The organism is Enterococcus sp. DIV2371 (assembly GCF_050498525.1).
GTDB lineage: Bacteria > Bacillota > Bacilli > Lactobacillales > Enterococcaceae > Enterococcus_B > Enterococcus_B mangumiae.
Map to the genome: position 1 here is coordinate 850,718 of NZ_JBIPAJ010000001.1, position 23,775 is coordinate 874,492.

Here is a 23,775-nt window from a genome sequence, read left to right on the forward strand (position 1 = left end):
TGTCATGTGAATATGACGGTCCTTCTTTCATTGGTCTTATCGGTTGATTAGCTTAATGAAGCACTGTTTTCCATGACTTCATCGATCAAACCGTATGCTTTTGCTTGTTCAGCAGTCATATAGTTATCACGATCTGTGTCTTTTTCGATCACTTCGATTGGTTGACCAGTACGTTCAGCCAAGATTTTATTCAGGCGTTCGCGCGTTTGTAAGATGTGACGTGCAGCGATCTCGATCTCTGTTGCTTGACCTTGAGCGCCACCCAATGGTTGGTGGATCATGATTTCAGCATTTGGTAAAGCAAATCGTTTGCCTTTTGTTCCGGCAGTCAATAAGAAGCTTCCCATTGAAGCAGCCATCCCCATAACGATTGTTTGAACATCTGCTTTCACAAAATTCATTGTGTCGTAAATCGCCATTCCGGCAGTTACAGAACCACCAGGTGAGTTGATGTAGATGTAGATGTCTTTTTCAGAATCTTGCGCATCAAGAAATAGTAATTGCGCGATGATCGAGTTTGCAAGATCATCTGTTACTTGTCCGCTCAACATGATGATGCGGTCTTTCAATAAACGTGAGTAAATATCATAGGCTCTTTCCCCACGTGAGGATTGTTCAATAACTGTAGGAATTAAATTCATAATAAGGTTCCTCCTTGATTTGTTTAGAAATAGTGTAACATAAATTGATTTTGATTACCTACAAAGTAGTATACATTTTTGGTCAATAAAGGTCAAATGAAAAAACTTTCCGATAGCTAGTCTCATAAAGTCAGTTTATGTTATGATAAAAAAAGAAATCAATAAGAAGGAGGAACCATAATTGGTAATTGCTATCACAGGTTTTATCGGTGTATTAGTAGGAGCGATCTTAGTGTATTTTGGGATGGCGATCCAGATGCGTCATTTAGAGAATAAAGAGCAACGTAGACGCGAATTGGAACTAAAAGTCAAAGAAATCGAAACGTTGAATCAATTGAATAAAAAAATCAATGAGATCCTCCAAAAGCGCGCAAGCTTGTTAGAAGAATATGTCAGCTTTGATGCTTTTGACGATTGTTATATCACAATCGATGATTTTGCGTATCTGCAATCATTTTCTGCACAAAATAATTTTTATTTACCCAATTATATTTTAGACGAATTATTCCAAAATATCGCACATCGCAAAGTGATTCTTTCACCGGATGAAACAATGAAGATCGGTGGTTATGCTTACAAAGGTGGTCGTGTGATTTTAGAAAACTTTACAGACAACTTGACCGCAATGATCAATGAGAAAAAATCCCAGTTGAAAAATACGACTAGACAACCGATCGGCTTTTTCTCAAAAGATGATGTATGGAGCTAAGTAAATGCTTAAATATCGCTTGTTCAACTAAATAGCAAGCAGATACTAACGATAATAGAAAAAGTTTGGACATTCATAATGAGTCCGAGCTTTTTCTTTTTTGTTCCTGTGGTAAAATAGGGATGATCGGAGTGAGGACTATGGTACAGATTTATGCACATCGAGGAAGTAAGGGAACGCATCCAGAAAACACCTTACCAGCTTTTTCTGAAGCAGTAAGAGTAGGGGCTGATGGAATCGAGCTTGATGTTCATCTGAGTAAAGACGGACAGTTGATCGTGATCCATGATGAAACAGTCGATCGAACCACGAATGGTAAAGGTCTGGTGCGAGAAAAGACCCTTGAAGAATTAAAGAAGTTGAATGCAGGAAGTTGGTTCAGTAAAGAATTTCCAGCAGCGAAGATCCCAACCTTGAAAGAAGTACTCTCGTTGCTTCTCCAAAAAAACTATCGAGGCACATTGATGATCGAAATCAAAACAGATAAGTATGAATATGAAGGAATCGAAGCGCGAGTATCTGAACTAATGACGAAAAACGAATGGCCGTTTCGTCATGCGTATTGCAGTTTCAATCTTCGTTCATTAGAACGCTTATCCGTCATCGAACCTGATGCACAGTTGGACCTTTTGATGAGTGATTCAATGGAGAAATTCGAATTAGCTAAGACATTGCCTTTTATCGAAGGGCTTCATCCTAAAGCGGCTTGGGCATTTAAACACTCTCAGGAACTACAAGAGTTTCCAAAACGTATTCGCCTTTGGACAGTCAATACGACCGAAGATCTTGAAAGAGGCTTCAATGAACCTGTTGATGCGCTCATCACAGATTTTCCTGAACGTGCCTGGTATGTGAAACAATTAAAGAAAAAGTAGGAGTCATATGGAAAAAGTATTAGTGATCGTAGGACCCACAGCAGTTGGTAAAACAGCATTGAGTGTGACACTTGCCCAAAAATTCAATGGCGAGATCATCAGTGGGGATTCCTTACAAATTTATAAACAACTTGATATCGGTACAGCAAAAATCAAGCCGAGTGAAATGATGGGAATCCCACATCATTTGATTGATGTGATCGAACCGGATCAACAGTATTCGGCAGCGGATTTTCAGCGAACAGGTAGACGACTGATCACTGAGATCACCAACAGGGGCAAGTTGCCGATCATCGTTGGTGGTACAGGTTTATATATTCAATCGTTATTGTACGACTTTCAATTAGGAGCAAATGAAGATACAGACCCAGACGTTCGAGCGAAATATGAACAAATGGCGGAACGACTAGGAAAAGAAAAGCTATGGGCTTATTTGAACGATCGTGATCCGCTTGCAGCAGAAAAAATCCATTGGAACAATCAACGAAAAGTGATTCGAGCGTTGGAAGTATTCGAGACAACTGGCTACAGTATCATGGCACCAAAAGAAACGCCAGTGTGCTTATATGATTACTATATGATCGGTCTGGATACCGAGCGTGAGTTCCTTTATAGCAGGATCAATCAACGAGTGGATCAAATGTTGGCGGAAGGACTGATTGCAGAAGCAAGAAAAGTCTATGAGCTTGGAACAGTTCAAGCAAGTCAAGGAATCGGCTACAAAGAATTATTTCCTTATTTTGAAGAAAAGATCACTTTAGATGAAGCAGTCGAACAAATCAAACTGAACTCGCGGCGGTACGCGAAACGTCAACTGACTTGGTTTCGTAATCGCTTGACGGCGAATTGGTTTGATCTATTAAAAGAACCGACAGATCTTGCAAATATCGAAAGTGCCATCGAAGGTTGGCTGAAAGAGGTGAGCGCGTGAAAGAAGCAAAAGAAAAAGTGATCATCGTTGGTGTAGAAACAGAAGAAAATCAACGGTATTTTGCTGAATCAATGAAAGAATTAGCACAATTGACAGATACGGCGGCGGGTGAGGTTGTTTATACCCTTACGCAAAAGCGCCCTCAAGTAGATCGGCAAACGCTGATCGGTAAAGGAAAACTCCAAGAATTGACACAATTAGCGGATGCTTATGAAGCAGAGCTAGTCATTTTCAATCATGAACTGACTCCGCGTCAAAGCCAACTGATCACAGATGCGGTAGGCGCCCCAGTGATTGATCGAGTCCAATTGATTTTAGACATCTTTGCCATGCGTGCGCGTTCGAAAGAAGGAAAGCTTCAAGTCGAGTTGGCACAATTGGAATACTTATTACCTCGTCTAGCTGGGCAAGGAAAGTCGCTTTCTCGTCTTGGTGGAGGAATCGGTACAAGAGGTCCAGGGGAAACAAAATTGGAAACAGATCGTCGCCATATCCGTAATAAGATCTTAGGCATAAAAAGAGAATTAAAAACAGTAGAAGCGCATCGAGAACGCAACCGCCAGAAAAGACAAAGCAGTGATGTGTTTCAAATTGGGTTGATTGGTTATACGAATGCCGGTAAATCGACGATCCTCAATTTATTGACGCAAGCAGAATCATATGCAAAAGATCAATTGTTTGCCACGCTAGATCCACTCACTAAAAAATGGCGTTTTGCGGAAGGGCTTGAGCTGACTGTGACGGATACAGTTGGATTTATCCAAGATTTGCCCACACAGTTGATCGATGCGTTCCATTCGACCCTTGAAGAAAGTCAAGGCATGGATCTGTTATTACATGTCGTTGACGTGAGTTCTTCTGATCGGATCTTGCAAGAACAGACGGTTTTAAAATTAATGGATGAGCTAGAGATGAAAGAAATGCCTGTTTTGACGGTCTATAATAAATCTGATTTGATCGATCCAGCTACCTTCACGCCAACGCTATTCCCGAATGTCTTGGTTTCGACTCAAACACAAGAAGGGAAAGAACGCTTGATTGAAGCAATCAAACGACAGTTGATGGAGCTGATGGTCCCATATACAAAACTGGTACCTAGTGATCAAGGACAACTGCTAAGTGAGTTGAGAAGACAGACGCTTGTACTAGATGAGCATTTTATTGAAGACGAAAATAGCTATGAAGTACGAGGGTTTGCGAATAAAAACTCTAAATGGATAAAAAAAGATGAGTTATTTTAAAAAGTAAATAGTAAGAATAAATATACTTGGTTGGCTTCATTTAGGAGTTGACCAAGTTTTTTTATAAAAAAACTTGGTTTCTATGTAAGAAAACCTTACATGAGAGGTTGACAGCATTTTTTGTGATTGGTATACTTTAGTCAATTGATAGGACGAAAGGAGACGTCAGATGGGAGAAAAGGAATTACGTCGTTCAATGTCGGTTTTTCCAATTGGTACAGTTATGAAACTAACAGACTTAACCGCTCGGCAAATCAGGTATTATGAAGAACAGGAATTTGTTCATCCTGAGAGAAGCGAAGGAAATCGGCGCATGTATTCTTTGAATGACATCGATATTTTACTAGAAATCAAAGACTATCTTTCAGAAGGACTGAATATGGCTGGGATCAAACGTGTCTATGAAATGGCACAGGCGAAAAAACAAGAAGAAAAAAGTAAAAAACCGCTGACCGATCACGACGTTCGTCAAATTTTCCGTGATGAGATCTTAGCTCAAGGCGGGTTAGCGAAAACAGGACATTATCAGTCACAAGGGTTGCAACAACGTCAATACTTTGACTGAATGGAATAAAAAATAGAAAGAGGGATACAGATACCATGGTAAAGAAACAAATCACAGGCGAAGAGATTAAACGAATCATTGAGGATGAAAACGTACGATTTTTACGTTTAATGTTCACAGATATTTTAGGAACGATCAAAAATGTTGAGGTTCCAGTGAGTCAAATCGACAAAGTGCTTGAAAATAAAATGATGTTTGATGGTTCTTCGATCGAAGGATTTGTCAGAATCGAAGAAAGTGATATGTACTTGTATCCTGATCTTTCTACTTGGATGATCTTCCCATGGGAAAGCGACCACGGTAAAGTGGCACGCTTGATCTGTGATATTTATAATCCAGACGGTACACCATTTGCTGGGGACCCTCGTGGCAATCTAAAACGTTCATTGAATGACATGAAAAAACTTGGTTTCACCTCATTCAACTTAGGCCCTGAACCAGAGTTTTTCTTATTTAAGTTAGACGAAGATGGCGGGATCACGACGACTTTGAATGATAAAGGTGGCTACTTTGATTTTGCCCCAACTGACTTGGGCGAAAACTGCCGCCGAGATATCGTGTTAGAATTAGAAAGCTTAGGCTTTGAAGTAGAGGCTTCTCACCATGAAGTCGCTCCTGGACAACACGAGATCGACTTCAAATATGCGGATGTCGTAGACGCTTGTGACAATATCCAAACGTTTAAATTAGTAGTAAAAACCATTGCACGTAAACATGGCTTACATGCGACCTTCATGCCAAAACCATTATTCGGAATCAATGGTTCTGGAATGCACTGCAATATGTCTTTGTTCAATGAAGAAGGAAACGCCTTTTATGATAAAGATGGCGATTTAGAGTTAAGCCAAACGGCATACCACTTCTTAGGTGGTTTATTGAAACATGCACGCGCGTATACCGCAGTCTGCAATCCAACAGTCAACTCTTACAAACGTTTAGTTCCAGGTTATGAAGCACCTGTTTATGTAGCATGGAGCGGACGAAACCGTTCACCATTGGTACGTGTGCCTGAATCTCGTGGTCTATCGACTCGTCTAGAATTACGTTCTGTGGACCCGGCGGCGAATCCATACTTAGCGATGGCTGTGTTATTACAAGCAGGATTAGACGGAATCCGTAACGAATTGACACCACCACCAGCGGTTGATCGCAACATTTACGTGATGAATGAAGAAGAACGTGAAGAAGCGCAAATCCAAGATCTCCCATCAACGATCCACAATGCGATCAAAGAATTGCGTAAAGATAAAGTGATGATCGATGCGTTAGGCAATCATATCTTTGCAAACTTTGTCGAAGCGAAACGCCTGGAATGGGCAGCCTTCAGACAAACAGTTTCTGAGTGGGAAAGAGAACAATATTTAGAACTTTATTAAGCAACGATTTCTAATAAAAGTGTACAATGCCGAATCTATGGGGTAATAGCCATGGTTCGGCTTTTTTTAAATTATATTCGTTAGTTTTGCGATGGATTCTAAAGAACTAATTTACTGTCATTGGTTTAATGTAATATGTAAATATCAATTGATTGTATGTGTGTGTTTCACTCGCCATTGTTCTAACTTGATATTTACCCAGAAACCATATATTCCTAAAGTGATGATAGTGAGTAAGAACCATTTGATCCAATGACCGAATAATTGCATTGCTGTACCATCAAAGTAAAGCCTTTTTCCATTGATTACAGTATGTTTGATTTTCCAATTATATAAGAGACAAAATCCCCAAGGTGCGCAGATACCTAACGTTAGAATGGTGATAAGTGAAGCTAAAATCGATGTACCAATATAAGTGGCAAGTCCACCATCAAAATAAGATTCTTTCATAAATGTTCCTCTTTTCTAGATAAATTTTTTTTAGTTCAATATTAATAGTAACATTTTCTTCTTGTATTTTCCTAATAATTTCTCAATATTTCCTATATTCTATTTTACTTCTTATTTTAATCAATCGAATAATAATTAAAGTCTTTTAAGAAAGTGAGCGGATTCAATCACAATTGAACACTTGACTTTCTCCTAGATAGCTTGTAATATACACCTTGGGCACCCTTTTAGAGGGTCAGAAGTTTACAGAAATTACCGCTCCCTATTCTTTTGAAGGATAGGGAGCCTTATTTATTTTCTTAGACTTTTCCTGCAGATAAAACAAGAAGGAGTTTTTGAACATATGACAAAATACATTTTTGTGACAGGCGGCGTTGTTTCATCGATTGGTAAAGGGATTGTCGCAGCATCTTTAGGCCGTTTGTTGAAAAATCGTGGATTGAAAGTAACGATCCAAAAATTTGATCCATACATCAACGTGGACCCAGGAACAATGAGTCCTTACCAACACGGAGAAGTTTTCGTCACAGATGATGGAGCAGAAACGGATTTGGACTTAGGCCACTATGAACGTTTTATTGACATCAACTTGAACAAATACTCCAATGTGACGACAGGAAAAATTTATTCAGAAGTCCTACGTAAAGAGCGTAAAGGGGAGTACTTAGGAGCAACTGTCCAAGTTATTCCACATATTACCAATGAAATCAAAGAAAAAATCATGCGGGCAGCAAAAATGACCGATTCAGATATCATCATCACTGAAGTTGGAGGAACAGTTGGGGATATTGAGTCACTTCCGTTCTTAGAAGCTTTACGTCAGATGAAAGCGGATGTTGGTTCTGATAATGTGATGTATATCCACACAACCTTGATCCCTTATTTGAAAGCGGCTGGTGAAATGAAAACTAAGCCAACACAACACAGCGTAAAAGAATTACGTGGTTTAGGTATCCAACCAAACATTTTAGTTGTTCGAACAGAGCAACCTGTTTCTCAAGATGTTAAAAATAAATTAGCTCAGTTCTGTGATGTGGAACCAGAAGCAGTGATTGAATCGCCAGATGTGGATACATTATATTCAATCCCATTATTATTACAATCACAAGGAATGGATCGAATCGTTTGTGATCATTTGAAACTATCAACCCCAGAAGCAGACATGACAGAATGGAAAGCGTTAGAAAATCGCGTATTGAACTTGAAGAAAAAAGTACGGATCGCTTTGGTCGGAAAATATGTTGAATTACCAGATGCCTACATCTCAGTTGTAGAAGCATTGAAGCATTCTGGCTTTGCGTTTGATGCGGATATCGAATTAGATTGGGTAAAAGCCCATGAGCTAACGAGTGAAAATGTCGACGAACGATTGAAAGATGCCGATGGGATCTTAGTACCAGGCGGATTTGGTGACCGAGGTATCGAAGGAAAGATCGAAGCTATTCGTTATGCACGTGAAAATGATGTGCCTTTCTTAGGAATCTGTTTAGGAATGCAAATGGCTTGTGTTGAGTTTGCACGTAATGTCGTAGGTCTAGAAGACGCTGCTTCAGCAGAAACTATTCCAGGAACAGAACACAACATCATCGACTTGATGGCAGATCAAGAAAACATTGAAAATCTGGGTGGTACGTTGCGTTTAGGTCTTTACCCATGTAAAGTCAAAAAAGGTACGACAACTGCTGCAGCTTACGATAATGCAGAAGTTGTGCAAGAACGTCATCGTCATCGCTATGAATTCAACAATAAATACCGTCAACAATTTGAAGAACATGGCTTAGTGTTCTCTGGTGTCTCTCCAGACAATCGTTTGGTTGAGATCGTCGAGATCACAGAGAAAAAATTCTTTGTAGGATGTCAATTCCATCCAGAATTGATCTCACGTCCAAATCGTCCGCAAAAATTGATCAAAGCATTTGTTGGTGCTTCATTAGCAGAACGCGAAACAAAATAGGCCGATGAAATTATTTGATTCGTCAAAATCGTGCGGTGTCAAATAATTAGAATTGTTATTAATAAATAACTAAAAATGTTCGTGGCGAACCTTTTACCAATGATATTTCAGTAGTGGCTGTTTTTTAAATGAAAAAAGCTTCTTGAAAATTTTCATTTTTATTGATTTTAGTAGAAAACTACTGAAATGTTTGGTAAAATAGGTTCGTTGGTTAAGGAATGTCTTAACAAATTTAGTTATACAAAATTTAGGAGGAATTTATTATGCCAGTAGTATCAGGAGCTGAATTTTTACAAGCTGCTCGTAAAGGCGGTTATGCAGTCGGCGGGTTCAACACAAACAACTTAGAATGGACTCAAGCGATCTTAGAAGCAGCTGAAGCTAAAAAAGCACCAGTACTTATCCAAACTTCAATGGGTGCAGCTAAATACATGGGTGGTTATAAAGTATGTAAAGACATGATCACTAATTTAGTTGAATCAATGAACATCACTGTTCCAGTAGCAATCCATTTAGACCACGGTGACTACGATGCAGCATTAGAATGTATCGAAGTTGGCTATACTTCAGTTATGTTCGATGGTTCTCATTTACCATTCGAAGAAAACTTGAAATTAGCTAAAGACGTTGTTGAAAGAGCTCATGCTAAAGGAATCTCAGTTGAGTGTGAAGTAGGTTCAATCGGTGGAGAAGAAGATGGAATCATCGGATCAGGCGAATTAGCAGACATCGAAGAATGTAAACAAATGGTAGCAACAGGTATTGACTACCTAGCATGTGGTATTGGTAACATCCACGGTCAATATCCAGAAAACTGGAGCGGATTAGCATTTGACCACTTACAAGCAATTGCTGATGCTGTAGGTTCAGACGTACCTTTAGTATTACACGGCGGATCTGGTATTCCTCAAGATCAAATCGAAAAAGCAATCTCAATGGGTATCTCTAAAGTAAATGTTAACACTGAATTCCAATTATCATTTGCTGCAGCAACTCGTGAGTATATCGAAGCTGGTAAAGACCGCGAAGGTAAAGGATTTGACCCTCGTAAATTATTAGCACCAGGTAAAGCAGCAATCGTTAAAGATGCTGAATCTCATATCGACTGGTTCGGTTCTGCTAACAAAGCATAATCGATAAAAACTAGATCGATTCCAAGAATTGAAAGAAGAGAGCAATGTGCCAGTCAGGCGGTTGTTCTCTTCTTTTTTGTTTAAATAAAACGAACGATGCTCGTTTCTTCGTTTCATCTATGATAAAATACAAACATATGTATAAAATTTGAGGAATAAACAAGGTGGGGAACAAATGAAAAAAATAATTATCGAAGGAAATCGTCCATTGACCGGTGAAGTAACGATCAGTGGTGCTAAAAATAGTGCAGTTGCCTTGATACCGGCAGCGATTTTAGCAGATTCTCCGGTGATCTTGGAAGGTGTACCTGATATCCAAGATGTTCATTCATTGATAGAGATTTTAGAGATCATGGGCGCTACTGTCCGTTTTGCAAATAATGTCTTAGAGATCGATCCTCGTGGCGTTGTTTCAGTACCAATGCCAAGTGGAAAGATCAATAGTTTGCGTGCGTCTTACTATTTTATGGGAACATTATTAGGTAAATTCGGTGAAGCAGTTGTCGGTTTACCAGGTGGTTGTTACCTTGGTCCCCGTCCCATCGACCTTCATATCAAAGGATTTGAAGCATTAGGTGCGAAAGTAACCAATGAACACGGTGCGATGTATTTACGAACAGAAAACAAAACACTTAACGGAAACCGTGTATTTATGGACGTGATTTCTGTTGGTGCAACGATCAATATCATGCTAGCCGCAGTAAAAGCAAAAGGACAGACAACGATCGAAAATGCAGCACGTGAACCTGAGATCATTGACGTTGCGACATTATTGAACAATATGGGTGCCAAGATCCGTGGAGCTGGTACGGACGTCATTCGTATCGAAGGGGTAGAAGAACTGCATGGTTGCCGTCATTTTATGATCCCTGACCGTATCGAAGCAGGGACTTATTTAGCTGTGGCTGCTGCGGCAGGAAATGGCATAAAAATCAAGAACGTGATCTATGAGCATCTTGAAAGTTTTATTGCAAAACTTCAAGAAATCGGCGTAAGTATGAAAATCAGTGAAGACGAGATCGAAGTCTATCCTTCAAAGGATTTGAAAGCAGCAAATGTGATGACTTATCCGTATCCAGGTTTTGCCACAGACTTACAACAACCGTTGACACCGTTATTATTGATGACCACAGGAACTGCTGAAATCGTGGATACGATCTATTCGAAACGAGTAAATCATGTTCCTGAGTTGGCACGAATGGGTGCTGATATTTCGGTAGAAGGCAATATGATCATTTTGAATGGCCCAAATAAACTCCATGGCGCTGAAGTCGTTGCTTCAGATTTACGTGCAGGTGCTTGTTTAGTGATCGCAGGATTGATGGCAGAAGGCACGACAACGATTTATAATGTCGAATATATTTTGCGAGGCTACGATCATATCATCGAAAAGTTAACTGCAATTGGAGCAAGTATTAAAATGGTGGAGGAAGTGGAAGCCGAATGAGCGATTATTTGACAATGGCCGAACTGGAAAACAAAACGCTAAAAGATGTTTACAGTTATGCAAAAGAATTCAAGATTCCTTATTACAGTAAAATGAACAAAAAGGAATTATCCTTAGCTGTTATCCGGGCACAGGCTGAGAAACAAGGCTTCTATTATATGGAAGGGATCTTAGATATCGTAGGACAAGATGGCTATGGCTTTTTACGGCCGATCAATTATGGTCCAAGTGTTGAAGATATCTATATCTCTGCTTCTCAGATTCGTCGTTTCAGTTTAAGAAACGGGGATAAAGTAGCTGGTAAAGCAAGACCGCCAAAGGAATCAGAACGTTATTATGGGTTGATGCATGTTGAAAGTGTCAACGGTAAAGATCCAGAAGATGCGAAAGAACGCCCGCATTTCCCAGCACTGACGCCTCTTTATCCTGAGAAACAGCTTCGCTTAGAAACAACGCCACAACAAATAGCAACTCGCATGATCGATATTTTTTCCCCTATTGGATTTGGCCAACGTGGTTTGATCGTTGCACCTCCGAAAGCAGGAAAAACATCCATCCTAAAAGAAATCGCCAATGGCATCACTGAAAATCATCCAGAAGTTGAATTGATCGTCTTACTGATCGATGAACGACCAGAAGAAGTCACTGACCTTGAACGCAGTGTCAAAGGTGATGTGGTTTCTTCTACGTTTGATTTGCAACCGCAAAACCATACTCGGGTTTCTGAATTGGTGTTAGAGCGTGCCATGCGTTTAGTTGAAGACAAACGAGATGTCGTTATCTTGATGGATAGTATCACACGATTAGCACGTGCATATAACTTAGTCGTGCCGCCAAGTGGTCGAACATTAAGTGGAGGGATCGATCCAGCTGCCTTGTACAAACCGAAAAAATTCTTTGGTGCTGCCAGAAATATCGAAGAAGGCGGTAGCTTGACGATTTTAGCAACGGCATTAGTTGATACAGGGAGTCGGATGGATGATGTCATCTATGAAGAGTTCAAAGGAACAGGGAACTTAGAGTTACAATTGTCACGTGAATTATCAGAGCGACGTATTTTCCCAGCAATCGACATCAAAAAATCAGGTACGCGTAAAGAAGAGTTATTGATGGATAGCGAGCAACTAGAAGAAATCTGGAAATTGCGTAAGCATATGATTGGCGACTCATTAGAATATACGGAACAATTGATTCGTTTCTTGCGAAAAACTAAAAATAACCAACAATTTTTTAAAGAATTCCAAGATGTTTCTTTTGGCAAAAAAAATCCCACAAGAAATTTAAAAAGATAATTGCAAGCTCATAGGAAACATGGTAAGATGTAAATGTTGTAAATCGACAAATCAACTCTGGTTCAGCAAATGAAGCAGGGCAAAGGAGCGAATAGCATGAAAGAAAATATCCATCCAGATTACCATCCAGTAGTATTTTTGGATTCTACAACTGGTTTCAAATTCTTGTCAGGTTCAACAAAAACTTCACAAGAAACAGTTGAATGGGAAGACGGTAATACATACCCAGTCATCCGTGTCGAAGTAACTTCTGACTCACATCCATTCTATACTGGACGTCAAAAATTCACACAAGCAGACGGACGTGTGGACCGTTTCAACAAAAAATACGGTCTCAAAGACGCAAACGCTGCGGAATAATAAAAACGTTGTTAAGTCAAGGTTTAGCAGACTATCCCATGAGGATAGTCTGTTTTTTTTATTTTTTGTAAATTTCTATGTAAAGCTCATGAACTGGGTATCTATTAAAAAATAATCTCTAAATAGTATCGTTAGCCGTTTGATGTATATAATTACTGATTTCTTGAGCTTTCGCAAAATAATAATATGCTTCTGGACTAAATTTTTTAATCTTTCCCATCTTTTTAAAGAGGAAAGCACCGGTTAGTTCAGGCAAAGATTTAGATGAGTCGTAGTGTTCGATAGTTGTATGATTAGATTTTATCAGACAAGCTAAATATGCAGCTTTAGAAGCACTCACCACAGCTTCTTCTAATATATAGTTTTTACAAATGATATGAGACTTGATTCTCCGGATTCCATCTTCTAATTTTAAGAATGTCTCTTTATAACTACTACCACGTCCCCCAATAACACATGCAGTTTTTAGGATATCATCTAAGACGTCATCAGGATCCATGTTACTTAATTCGCGATAGATAAGTTCTTGTTTCGCGCATTTGATGAAAGCGGCTCTTATTTTATCTAAACCTTTTGCTTGGTCAAATAAGCTTTCAACGTCAAATAACTGTTTAATAATTTCCATTTCTTTTCCCTTGTTGTAAGGAATACCAGTAGTATTTGGGGCAAATGCAGTTAACTTATCGCCTAGTATGTTTTCGATATCAGGGACGTAAACTGCTTTGTTTGGTGGTGAAGTAACTACGAAAGGACTATTGATCGGCAGTTCTATTACCTGATTGTAGGGAGAGGACTCAAATAAAATATCAAGTAATACATAGGATTCTGTACCATCTAATGGTGATGGATAAAAAAACTTAAAATGCGCCTTGGGAATCTCTGTTTGATAGCGTGATTGTTCTTCAAATCGGGTAAAGAGAGAACAATCAATAATTGTTTGTAACGTATTAGAAAGTTTTTCTTTGGAGATTGTTCTAGTAATAACAATATCGATATCAATAGAGAATCGTTTAATTTCTTCAAGCAATAAAAGTAAACAAGTTCCGCCTTTAAAAATAAACTCTAATTGAGTATCTGTAAGCTTTTCTAGTAAATATAAAGCGTGTGTTACTTTGTCCAATAAATTATGGTCTAATTTTTGATAGTCCTTTTCTACAGATGAATACCAGTCAGCAGTAAAACTAGATTCTTTAATCATTCTTCTTCTCCTTTTTTAGCCAATATTTGTTTTAGTTCTTGGTTTACATTTCTCTTTTTTGCGTAACGGGTAAGCGTTGAATAATTAATATTATACGTATTTAGAATAGTAGAGATAATTGTTTGGATTTCTGCAGAGCTGATTGGGAGAATAATGGGATTGTTTACTAGTAAATCGACAATTAATTTTTCTATTTTAGGAATGTAAAAGTTTCCATCAAACTTATTTAAAGGAGCATCAACATATAAGCGATTGATAATAATATTTTCTTCTGAAGGACTAATATAGTAGTCATACATCTTTTGATCCGGGGACACAAAAGTATTAGGGAACTGATCCTTCAAAAAATGAAAGGAAGCATCTAAGGTATCAATTTCGATTTCGATGATTAGATTGTTTGTCTGGTACACGTGATTAGACAGATTACCAATATATCGTGTGGAATATATGCTAAAGTTCACATAAGGAAATTTAGTTTGTAAAAGGTTAGCTATGTGTAAAATTTTATCATTAGGTGCTGGAGTAAACGTCTCCTTTTCGCTGAGTGCATAGACACCTCTTTTGGGACTATAAATGAGTCCTTGTTGCTTAAGCGTATAAATCCGCCAACGTAATGTATTCATTGGTAAATTAGGAGTGAATTGTCGATAAAACATGTGGAGTTCTTCCGTGGAAATTTCTGATTTATTTTTCAAATAGTTAATTAACTCATTTTTATATAGATTACTAGACATAATAATTCTCCTAGGCAAATAATTGGGTATAAATAATCATAAAACCCGAATGTTTGATTTATTTTAACAAATAATTGGGTGTAAATCAAATTATTACCCTAATATTTGTTTAGTTATCCAATTTCTAATTTAAAAATTTGAACTTATAATAAAATATTCAGTAATAGAATTAGCGAGCCTTCTTTTGAACGTAAAACAAATGTTACTAATCTAATGAAAAAGCATTAAGCTATGAGAATACCTGTTAGTTCAATGATGAAATTATTTGTTTTTTATCCGTACAACTCTATTATAGGATCGCTTTGTTTGCTGTTTAATAATCAAACGTGGGAAGCTCTATTGCCAACTGCAACCGCTTCCTGTAAGATTTTATTTAAGAAAATAATCGTTTGAACCGGAACATTATTAAAAAGGCGGGAAAAAACATGACAAAAAATGAACTGTTGCAGACTCAAAAAGAATCACTTCACGAGATACTAAAACAAGATACTGCTCTTTATCAAATCATCCAAATGGTTTCTAACATGGCGATACCAGAACTATATGTGGGAGCGGGATGTATCGTGCAATCCGTTTGGAATCGGCTTTATGGCATGCCAATCGGCTACGGGATAAGTGATGTCGATATTGTCTATTTTGATGAAGACTTGAGTGAAGGAAAAGAACTAGAAACGAGTAAAAAGATCGCAGGAGAAATCGAATCTTCAAACTATTCGCTGGATATCATCAATGAAGCAAGGGTCCATCTTTGGTATGAAGAACGATTTGGCTTTCCGATACAGGCGTATGGTTCTTCAGAAGAAGCTATTTCTACCTGGCCAACTACAGCTACAGCAATCGGTGTTTCTCTAAATGAGAATGGACAGTTACAAGTTTTTTCTCCTTATGGACTGGATGATCTATATGAAGGGATCGTCCGGCCGAATAAAAAAATGATCACGAAAGAAATCTATGATCAGAAAGTAGCAAAATGGACAAAGAAATGGCCAGACCTCAAGGTTATTCCTTGGTAATGTCTGTTTTTAGAAAGAAAAATGTGTTAGGAAAGAGTAAAAGATACAATGAATAGCGACAGATGGATGTGATTGATTCCTCTGGTTGAAGGAGATAAAAATGAAAAATAAGAAAGCATTCCTGTGCTTGATACTCGGTCAAGCGGTAGCAAATATCGGTGATACGATCTACACGGTAGCAGTCATCAGCGCCGTTTATTCTTGGACAAATTCGGCATTTGCTTCAGCAATTGTGCCAGTTATCGTTACAGGAGCGATGATGGTGGCGGGATTTTTGACTCCTTTGTTATCAATGAAATTATCGCTTGATAAAATGTTGAAGCTGAGTCAGCTAATGAAGACTATTTTTTTGTTTATTTTAGCGGGCTATCTTTCCTACTTGTCTGAGCAAATTGAACTAGGTGTGATCTATCTTTTGATTGCTTGCATTGCATTCTTAGATGGGTGTGCAGAACCGGTTAGTATGGCGCTGATTCCTCAATACGTAGAAAAAGAGGCGTTGATTCGTGCAAACAGCTTATTCAGCACGATGCTTCAAGTTGTTAACATTGGTAGTTGGGCGGTGGGCGCCTCTTTGCTTGTGTGGTTCTCGGTTTCTGAACTAGTTTGGATAGATGTGGGGCTTTTTTTACTTTGTTCTGGTTTATTTTTACTGCTACCTCGGACCGTTCAAAAAGCAACGCAAGGTTCAAAGTGGAAAGAGCTTAAAAAAGGGTGGCAGTATGTGTGGAAAGAACCGTTGATACGGACAGTCGTGGTCATGGACACGTTGGAAGGAATCGCTAATACCGCTTGGGTTTCTTCTCTTGTTCTGGTATTTGTTTCCGAAGTGTTGAAGCAATCAGATAAATGGTGGGGCTACATCAATGCTTTTTATTTTGTTGGTGCGTTACTTGGAAGTGTGATCGTGATGAAAAATCCAGAGTGGTTCGATCGAAGTAAAGGAAAAGCAATCGTAGCAGGTTCTTTTTTTGGCGGAATTGCCACATTACTAGTCTTATCGACTGAATATGCGCCATTTATTTTGATGTGTACTTTTTTGATCGGAATATTTTTTCAAGTCAAAAATATTCCGCAAGCAACGGTCATTCAGCAAAGAGCAAAAGAAGAAAAACTCCTCGCTGTTTATGCTGCATCAGGGATGATTTACATGGGAACTTTCTCTATCGCAATGCTGTTCATGGGAAGAGTTGCGGACGTGTTTGGTGTAAAACTCGTCTATCTTTTTTCGGGTATACTTCTTCTACTTGTTTCGGCTATTGGACAAAAGAAGAAAAATTTATTTACTTAGAAATTATCGAAATCGTTTATTTCACAGACTGCATGGTTTATGTGGTCTGTTTTTTTATTTCAGTGAGAATTTATGGAAATTACTACTTTTTTTAGATGATCAACTGATCGAAATAATTAATGTGAATCATCTAATTATAGGCATTTGCTAATCAATGCATAAATGGAATGAATCTTCCTCCTATTTTTCCCGAATGGAAGAAAAATTGGAAAATAACATATTCAGATGGATGTTATAGTTATTTTGTAACAAATAATAATTTTAGGAGTGTTATTTTAGATATGAAAAAGACTTTACTTTTTAGTGCGGTTTTGTTAGGGATGGTTATGTATTCAGAGATAAATCATGCAGATGAAGTTATTGATAAAAATGAAACTTCCACAGCAATCCAAACGAATCAAAATGTTTCAACGAAATTAGAAATCAAGCAAAGTGAGAATTTGAACGCCTATAAGGCAAATATTTTAAACAATACATATGGACCAAGTTCCAATCAATCAACAGGGATTTATAAACGTGCGAATGATGTGATCGAAATTTACGTTGATGAAAATACAGATCAATCGAAACTACCGACTTATTCGATCACTGGAGCTGGATTGACCGACTACCTTGAAGGTTGGACAAGAGGAATTCAATTAAATAGAGGAAGAAACGTGATCTCAGGAACACAAGTTGGTATTATCCATATTCAAAATGAACAAGATCAATTAACTTCTTCTGGAAAGGTAAATATTGAAATCAAAGGTGGTATCACGATCCCACGCTTTATTCTTGGTGAAACAACGAATGCACAATGGGATCAAATCGTAGCAAATCATCCAGGAGCACCAGGATATGAATTACTAGGTGAACGTGTATTGATTACAGGATCAAGCAGATCGATTCATTTGGTAAGGAATCCGACCAATATTGTAGAAACGCAAGATAAAGTCATCAAATCACACGATAAGATTTCCGGTCTTGATAATAGTGCCTCGAATCACCGTACTCCTGTTGGTTTAGTCCAACATATGCGTGAAACGCATTCTGCTGGTGCTTATATGTATGCTTACTTGCAACATACTGGTTATCATGCGGATACGATGTATGCTTTGTTGATGCCTGAACGTCAAGAGCAATGGGGCATGTATCATGAAATTGGACATACGTATCAAATGAATCGGATGAATTGGAATGGTTTGACAGAAGTGACAGTCAATATCTATTCTTTACGTGCGGAAAAGGAATTTGGTATTCGTAGTCGTTTGGAAAGAGATAATCGTTATACATCTATTTTCAATTATTTGAATAGCACTGGACAAAAACAATTTGATAGCCAAAATGTTTGGACAAAATTAGCGATGTTCTGGCAATTGGAACTAGCCTTTGGTGAAGATTTCTATCCAAACTTACATAAAATGTACCGTAACGAGCAACGCTCATTACCATCAGAACAGGATAAACGTCAGTATTTCGTTGTAGCAGCTTCTAAAATCAGTGGCAGAAACTTGCAGCCTTTCTTCCAACAGTGGGGAATCGATGTAACAGCAGAGAGTAGACTTGAAATGGAAAAACTACCGAAATTAACGAAAAAAATCTGGGAATATCGCGATGAGATGACTGGTGACGTTGGCAATATCGATGGTGAAGATAATAACAGCGATGATAAAGAAGCACCGACGATCCCAACTGGACTTGCTACAGAAGAAGTAACAAGCAATTCTGTAAAAATCAAATGGAATCAATCAGTTGATAACACAAAAGTCAAAGGCTATCGTATCTACCGAAATGGGGTACGAGTTGGGACGACTGAAACATTGGATTACACAGATAAGAATTTAGCGAGTGATACTGCTTATGTCTACCAAGTAAGTGCTTTTGACGAAGCAGGTAATGAGTCTGAGAAAACACAATTTATCACGGTTGTGACAAAGCAAGAGGAAAAAGATACACAAGCACCAAGTATTCCGACAGGCTTGACTGCTGGGACAGTGACTGCTAATAGTGCGCAGTTCAGCTGGGGACCATCAACGGATAACAACCGAGTAGCAGGATACAATGTGTATCGTAACGGTGTGAAAGTCAATGCAGTAAGTGGTTCGACGTTTACGGATACGAATTTAGCGAGCAACACAGCATATACTTATCAAGTAAGTGCTTATGATGCAGCGGGGAATGAATCAGAAAAAAGCCAAGCAATCACGATCACTACAAAAGATCAAAGTGTGTTGGAAGATACATGGCGCATCGACCAAGTGTATACGACAGGCAATTTAGTGATTTATAATGGGATTCAATATCGTGCCAAATGGTGGATCAAAGGAGAACGCCCAGATATTTCACAAGCATGGGAAAAAACAGATAAAACACAAATAGAAGAATGGGTAGCAAGTAAGGCATATTCTGGTGGTGATCGAGTAAGTTACAAAGGGAAAACTTATGAAGCAAAATGGTGGAATACCAATGCGAATCCAGAAACGAGCGATGTTTGGGCATTGAAATAGCAAAACATTTATCGTAAACAGTAGTTTTAGACGATTATTAAAAACGGCAGTACTTACTTTCAAATGAAGGTAAGTACTGCCTTTTTGTTTGACGTGAATCTAAGATTATAAACTAGTTAGCAACTGTACGATCCTTTGAAGTTTCTTCTAAAGCATGTTCTTTTGCTAATTCATTTTTATCATAAATCTTGACGAATGGGTAATACATAAAAATGGAAAGAATGATCAATAGAATGTTTAACACAGCTGCCCGCCAGTCTCCGCCGGTTGCTAGATATGCGCCGATTGGTCCAGGGAGTGTCCACGGTGCAGTGATCGTGACTGCACTGACTAAGCCGAGTTTTGTCGCAAACCAAGCAATAGTTGCACAAACCATTGGCGCAAAGATAAAGGGAATGATCAATGTCGGATTCAATACGATCGGTACCCCAAAAATAACTGGTTCATTGATATTGAAAAGGGAAGGAGTAATAATCGCTTTCCCTAGCTTTGAAGCGTATTTCGATTTGGCAGTAAAGGCGAGCAGGATCGCTAAACCAATCGTACAACCTGCACCACCGATCCACACAAACCATTGATAAAATGGCTCAGCCGCAATATTTGGCAACGCCTCTCCAGCTGCCGCCGCGGTCGTATTCGATTCTAAGATCTGTAACCATAGTGGACGAGCAAGTGAACCGATGATGGAGACACCATGGATACCGAACGCCCAGAAAAAGGTGATCAGAAAAATAAGTAATAGTACACTCGGTAACGTGTCGGTAGCGCTGATCAAAGGGCTGACAACTTTTGAAACGGCTGTATGCCAATCAAAGCCGATATAATAGCTGATCGATGCCATAACTAAAATCACGATCAACGTTGGCGTCAATGCTTCGAACGATCGAGCAACTGCTGGCGGTACTTGTTCGGGCATGGTGATTTTGAATTTAGATTTGTCTGTTAATCGATAAACTTCCACAGCAAAAATAGAGGTAATGATACCAACGAACATTCCGCCGCCACCTAAATTTGCCATTGGCAAAACAAAACCAGAAGTGCCAGCAGCTTCCGCAGCCTCAAGAGGAATGTTGACAGGGATGAATGTTAATAAAAAAGCAATCGTTGCTAATAACCCCCCAGAAACGACATCGAGTTTATAGGTTTTTGCCAAACTAGCGCCAATTCCAAATGTGGCATAAAGAGACATGATATACATGGTCATGCGATAAGGTAGTAAAATCGTTGCGGCATTTTCCGACAAGAACTGATAGATTCCCCAGCTAGGTGGTAAGGGAGGAAAAGCAATGATCAAGAAAAATGAGCCTACGATGATCAGTGGTAAAGTGGCGATGATTCCATCACGAATAGCGCGTAAATGACGTTGGTTTGCAATTTTTGCCATTGGTTCAGCTAAATAACGCTCAATGACTTCTGTGAATTTGGTTAACATTTCAACACTCCTTTTTATCAATAAATTCTAAAAGATGATCCCTTTGTACAACCAAAGATAGGCAACAATCATCAAGCAAGCTGTGGCAAAGAAAAATGTGCGGATACAGCCTTTAGTGATACCTTTTTTCGTAGAAATAAAATAATGATTGCTGGTGATGACAGTAGCTAAAGAGACGGGTAGGAAGAGTAAGATACCAAGTCGAACTTCCCAGTGCAATAAATAGAATAAATATGGAATGAAGATTCCACCGAACATACAAGCAAGAAGCAAATAGCAAGATGATTTGATCCCAAAATGAATAACCGCTGACGATGTTTTTTTGTTGTTCATTTCAATACCTCCTTTCTTTTTGAAGCGTTTACATATTTTAAGTATACCTATATGAAATTTAAAATCAATATATTTGTTGCTATCAAGTAATTTTATTTCTAATGATTTGTTTTAACAGAGAAAAATAGGAGTTAGTGTAAAATAAACGCACAAAAAAACGAGCCTGAGACATTAGTCACCTTGTATCCCTTAAAACCGACTACAGAAATAAGCGTGAACCCCCGAAAAATTGAAGAACAATTTTCGGGGTTCACGCTTATTCTTGGAGATGAGTATTTTCGTCATAATCTTGAGAGCGCTAGTTAAAAGCTTCGACCACCGCCACCAAAGGTTCCGCCACCACTCGAATGAGTCGTGCTGCCACCGCCACCGCTTCCTGGTGGTGGTGCTTTAGGGATACGACGGGTCGTAACAAACGAATTCGTCAAACGATCCGTTTTGTCCGTTAACTTGATACTAGCCTTTTCACGAAATGGGTATTTGTATGTCCCAGATTTCAATTGGTAGCGAGAGACGTTTATGACATAAAAAGCGATGCCCAATACAGCAGCTAAGACAAGTGCAATCACTATCTCTATCGTAGTCAGTACCTTGTATCGAGTGATTTTACCTGTCGCTTCATCTACGCGGTAATGACCACCAGGCACACCTTCATCCACATAGCTAGAAGCTTTAGTCAGATAAGCCTGAGCTGCCGCGAAATAATTCGCATTCGTCATTTCGTCATAAACATCGTCTAAGGTCGAATCGATCCGGCGATCCGTCAAATAGTCGATCATATTCCCAGAAGTAGAGATATAGATTTCTCGTTGACCCATATCTAAAAGTAAAACAGAACCATTTTGATCGTTTCCTATTGCGTTTCGCAAATAGTTGTCAGCAAAGTCTCTAGGCTCTTCAGAGTTAGAGTCAGTAGTTACGATAAATACCTGACCTTTGATCTTTTCGTTGATTTCTTGTGCCTGTTGGTTCAATGTTGCGATTTGGTCGCTTGTAAATAGACCTGCTTCGTCATTGACCGTTGGAGTAGCTGCACCTACGATCGGTGTCCATAGTAAACTAACCGCTAATAAAAAGAAAAGATAAAGACTATTTTTTGTCTTGGTCATATCAAGTAGCCTCCAATCATAAAGAGGATGGCTAAAACGGCGAATATGCCAAAAGAGGTCAAAGCTAGCTTTTTATGACTGATTGGTAATACACCACTGACCTTACCAGTTTGACCATTCATGGCATAATAGTAGACTTTCTTATCGGAGTCATTGCTACGGTAAGTAACTAGCCAAACAGGTAACAGCACGTATTCATTTTTTTCGCCGGTGATCTGAGTAGAAGTTCGTACCCCGGTCAACGTAGTATAGCCATTTGCTGTATCCCGCAACAATTTTTCCGAATAGTCACGTAGCTCATTTTGGATATCTGCTTTGATCGCTTGGTACTCAATGTCACGTTTTTCTGCTTGGAAACCTGCCAGATATTGACTCTTGAAATCAATCGCTTTGTCTAATGGAAATGGCTGGACCGCTTCCACCATCTTTTGCTGAGTATTTTTTGACAAGGCATTTTTCACTAATTCTTTAAATGAAAGTTTCCCTTCACGTTGGACAGCATATTGTTTTGTTTCGGTGTATTCGATATCGCCGACACGCCAGATTCTGATAACTGTTCCATTGGCTTGCAAGGAACCGTCCAGTTCGGCATCGGTCGCCCAATAAGGGAAATAAACGCCGGTCAATTTATCGATTTGATCTTGATTGAAAAAGGCTTTTGGCACAAACCATTTTTTCTTTGTCCAGGCGAGAAATTGTTTGATTGCTTCTTCTTTTTCTACCGCAAAAGGTAAAACTTTATTTGGTAAAAAGTCACCGCTCAGACGTCCAGATAACACAACTGGGTTATGGCAGTAGTAGCAGTAGGTAGCAGCAGTAGTTGCCTCTGTAACGATCTCTGCACCGCAACTCGGGCATAAAAATAGTTCCATACTGCTTTGTTCGCCAGTAGTTGTCTGTTCAGCGGTTGCTTCTGCATCAGACACTCCGCCAGCATCTGCAAATGCTTGTCGTTCCGTTTCATCCATTTGATCAAGTTGTTCTTCAGCAGTAAAAGTGAAGTCATCACTTGCAGCTGGTTGCTCTTGATTCCCATCGATATTGCGGGCCGCTTTTTGTTCCTCTTCATATTGACTGACTTCAGCTTCTGTATAGACATTCAAGCAATAGTCGCAATGAAATTTTTGATCTTTTGGATCGAAGGTCAATGGTCCGCCGCAATTGGGGCATTTATGTGTTAAAACATCCATTCGGGCACCCCTTTC

The 23,775-nt window shown here is 38.9% G+C and carries 22 protein-coding genes; 14 read left to right on the forward strand and 8 right to left on the reverse strand.

Features of this window, described 5'->3' with window-relative positions:
- Window positions 1–47 precede the first annotated feature (47 nt).
- Complete coding sequence (gene clpP, locus IGL24_RS03950; RefSeq protein ID WP_010736070.1) at window positions 48–641, reverse strand: ATP-dependent Clp endopeptidase proteolytic subunit ClpP; 594 nt, start codon at window positions 639–641, stop codon at window positions 48–50.
- A gap of 244 nt (window positions 642–885) precedes the next feature.
- Here clpP and IGL24_RS03955 point away from each other — a divergent pair, with 244 nt between their 5' ends.
- The 6 genes from IGL24_RS03955 (at window position 886) to glnA (ending at window position 6,338) form a co-directional block, all read left to right on the forward strand.
- Window positions 886–1,350 carry a hypothetical protein gene (locus IGL24_RS03955; RefSeq protein WP_371740687.1) on the forward strand — a complete coding sequence of 155 codons (465 nt, stop codon included), beginning with the start codon at window positions 886–888 and terminating at the stop codon, window positions 1,348–1,350.
- 140 nt (window positions 1,351–1,490) lie between these two features.
- Entirely contained in the window at window positions 1,491–2,225 is a 735-nt protein-coding gene (locus tag IGL24_RS03960) for a glycerophosphodiester phosphodiesterase (protein WP_207115808.1), read from the forward strand.
- Window positions 2,226–2,232: 7 nt separating this feature from the next.
- Complete coding sequence (gene miaA, locus IGL24_RS03965) at window positions 2,233–3,156, forward strand: tRNA (adenosine(37)-N6)-dimethylallyltransferase MiaA (protein ID WP_207115807.1); 924 nt, start codon at window positions 2,233–2,235, stop codon at window positions 3,154–3,156.
- Entirely contained in the window at window positions 3,153–4,397 is a 1,245-nt protein-coding gene (gene hflX / locus IGL24_RS03970; protein WP_207115806.1) for a GTPase HflX, read from the forward strand. The genes miaA and hflX overlap by 4 nt, the downstream gene beginning before the upstream one ends.
- 169 nt (window positions 4,398–4,566) lie before the next feature.
- Complete coding sequence (locus IGL24_RS03975) at window positions 4,567–4,962, forward strand: MerR family transcriptional regulator (protein ID WP_010736065.1); 396 nt, start codon at window positions 4,567–4,569, stop codon at window positions 4,960–4,962.
- 35 nt (window positions 4,963–4,997) lie between these two features.
- Complete coding sequence (gene glnA / locus IGL24_RS03980) at window positions 4,998–6,338, forward strand: type I glutamate--ammonia ligase (RefSeq protein WP_206856554.1); 1,341 nt, start codon at window positions 4,998–5,000, stop codon at window positions 6,336–6,338.
- 144 nt (window positions 6,339–6,482) lie between these two features.
- Here glnA and IGL24_RS03985 read toward each other — a convergent pair whose 3' ends face one another.
- Window positions 6,483–6,788, reverse strand: coding sequence for a DUF898 family protein (locus tag IGL24_RS03985; RefSeq protein WP_206856555.1), 306 nt, complete (start codon window positions 6,786–6,788; stop codon window positions 6,483–6,485).
- Between the two features lie 343 nt (window positions 6,789–7,131).
- Between IGL24_RS03985 and IGL24_RS03990 the strand changes: the two genes are divergently transcribed.
- The 5 genes from IGL24_RS03990 to IGL24_RS04010 all read left to right on the forward strand — a co-directional run bounded on the left by IGL24_RS03990 (window position 7,132) and on the right by IGL24_RS04010 (window position 12,974).
- Entirely contained in the window at window positions 7,132–8,742 is a 1,611-nt protein-coding gene (locus IGL24_RS03990) for a CTP synthase (RefSeq protein ID WP_206856557.1), read from the forward strand.
- A 263-nt stretch (window positions 8,743–9,005) separates the two neighbouring features.
- Entirely contained in the window at window positions 9,006–9,875 is an 870-nt protein-coding gene (locus IGL24_RS03995; RefSeq protein WP_206856558.1) for a class II fructose-bisphosphate aldolase, read from the forward strand.
- A 175-nt stretch (window positions 9,876–10,050) separates the two neighbouring features.
- Complete coding sequence (locus IGL24_RS04000) at window positions 10,051–11,322, forward strand: UDP-N-acetylglucosamine 1-carboxyvinyltransferase (protein ID WP_206856559.1); 1,272 nt, start codon at window positions 10,051–10,053, stop codon at window positions 11,320–11,322.
- A complete protein-coding gene (rho, locus tag IGL24_RS04005; RefSeq protein WP_206856560.1) occupies window positions 11,319–12,614 on the forward strand; it encodes a transcription termination factor Rho in 1,296 nt (431 codons plus the stop codon). The genes IGL24_RS04000 and rho overlap by 4 nt, the downstream gene beginning before the upstream one ends.
- Window positions 12,615–12,710: 96 nt before the next feature.
- Complete coding sequence (locus tag IGL24_RS04010; RefSeq protein ID WP_010718705.1) at window positions 12,711–12,974, forward strand: type B 50S ribosomal protein L31; 264 nt, start codon at window positions 12,711–12,713, stop codon at window positions 12,972–12,974.
- 118 nt (window positions 12,975–13,092) lie between these two features.
- Here IGL24_RS04010 and IGL24_RS04015 read toward each other — a convergent pair whose 3' ends face one another.
- Window positions 13,093–14,172 carry a nucleotidyl transferase AbiEii/AbiGii toxin family protein gene (locus IGL24_RS04015; protein WP_207115805.1) on the reverse strand — a complete coding sequence of 360 codons (1,080 nt, stop codon included), beginning with the start codon at window positions 14,170–14,172 and terminating at the stop codon, window positions 13,093–13,095.
- On the reverse strand, window positions 14,169–14,906 hold the full coding sequence (locus tag IGL24_RS04020; protein WP_207115804.1) for a DUF6577 family protein: 738 nt from the start codon (window positions 14,904–14,906) through the stop codon (window positions 14,169–14,171). The genes IGL24_RS04015 and IGL24_RS04020 overlap by 4 nt, the downstream gene beginning before the upstream one ends.
- A gap of 425 nt (window positions 14,907–15,331) precedes the next feature.
- On the opposite strand from IGL24_RS04020, the gene IGL24_RS04025 reads away from it, so the two are divergent.
- The 3 genes from IGL24_RS04025 to IGL24_RS04035 all read left to right on the forward strand — a co-directional run bounded on the left by IGL24_RS04025 (window position 15,332) and on the right by IGL24_RS04035 (window position 19,696).
- On the forward strand, window positions 15,332–15,919 hold the full coding sequence (locus tag IGL24_RS04025; RefSeq protein ID WP_207114813.1) for a nucleotidyltransferase family protein: 588 nt from the start codon (window positions 15,332–15,334) through the stop codon (window positions 15,917–15,919).
- Between the two features lie 100 nt (window positions 15,920–16,019).
- Complete coding sequence (locus IGL24_RS04030) at window positions 16,020–17,210, forward strand: MFS transporter (RefSeq protein ID WP_207114812.1); 1,191 nt, start codon at window positions 16,020–16,022, stop codon at window positions 17,208–17,210.
- A 281-nt stretch (window positions 17,211–17,491) separates the two neighbouring features.
- On the forward strand, window positions 17,492–19,696 hold the full coding sequence (locus tag IGL24_RS04035) for a M60 family metallopeptidase (RefSeq protein ID WP_207699404.1): 2,205 nt from the start codon (window positions 17,492–17,494) through the stop codon (window positions 19,694–19,696).
- A 112-nt stretch (window positions 19,697–19,808) separates the two neighbouring features.
- On the opposite strand, the gene IGL24_RS04040 is transcribed toward IGL24_RS04035, so the two are convergent.
- The 4 genes from IGL24_RS04040 to IGL24_RS04055 form a co-directional block, all read right to left on the reverse strand.
- Window positions 19,809–21,128, reverse strand: coding sequence for a PTS sugar transporter subunit IIC (locus IGL24_RS04040; RefSeq protein ID WP_207699405.1), 1,320 nt, complete (start codon window positions 21,126–21,128; stop codon window positions 19,809–19,811).
- A gap of 27 nt (window positions 21,129–21,155) precedes the next feature.
- A complete protein-coding gene (locus IGL24_RS04045; RefSeq protein WP_207114808.1) occupies window positions 21,156–21,461 on the reverse strand; it encodes a hypothetical protein in 306 nt (101 codons plus the stop codon).
- A gap of 302 nt (window positions 21,462–21,763) precedes the next feature.
- The gene (locus IGL24_RS04050; RefSeq protein ID WP_207114807.1) at window positions 21,764–22,570 is read right to left on the reverse strand and encodes a TPM domain-containing protein; all 807 of its coding nucleotides are present in this window, start codon (window positions 22,568–22,570) and stop codon (window positions 21,764–21,766) included.
- Window positions 22,567–23,760 carry a TFIIB-type zinc ribbon-containing protein gene (locus IGL24_RS04055; protein WP_206856577.1) on the reverse strand — a complete coding sequence of 398 codons (1,194 nt, stop codon included), beginning with the start codon at window positions 23,758–23,760 and terminating at the stop codon, window positions 22,567–22,569. The genes IGL24_RS04050 and IGL24_RS04055 overlap by 4 nt, the downstream gene beginning before the upstream one ends.
- Window positions 23,761–23,775: the final 15 nt, after the last annotated feature.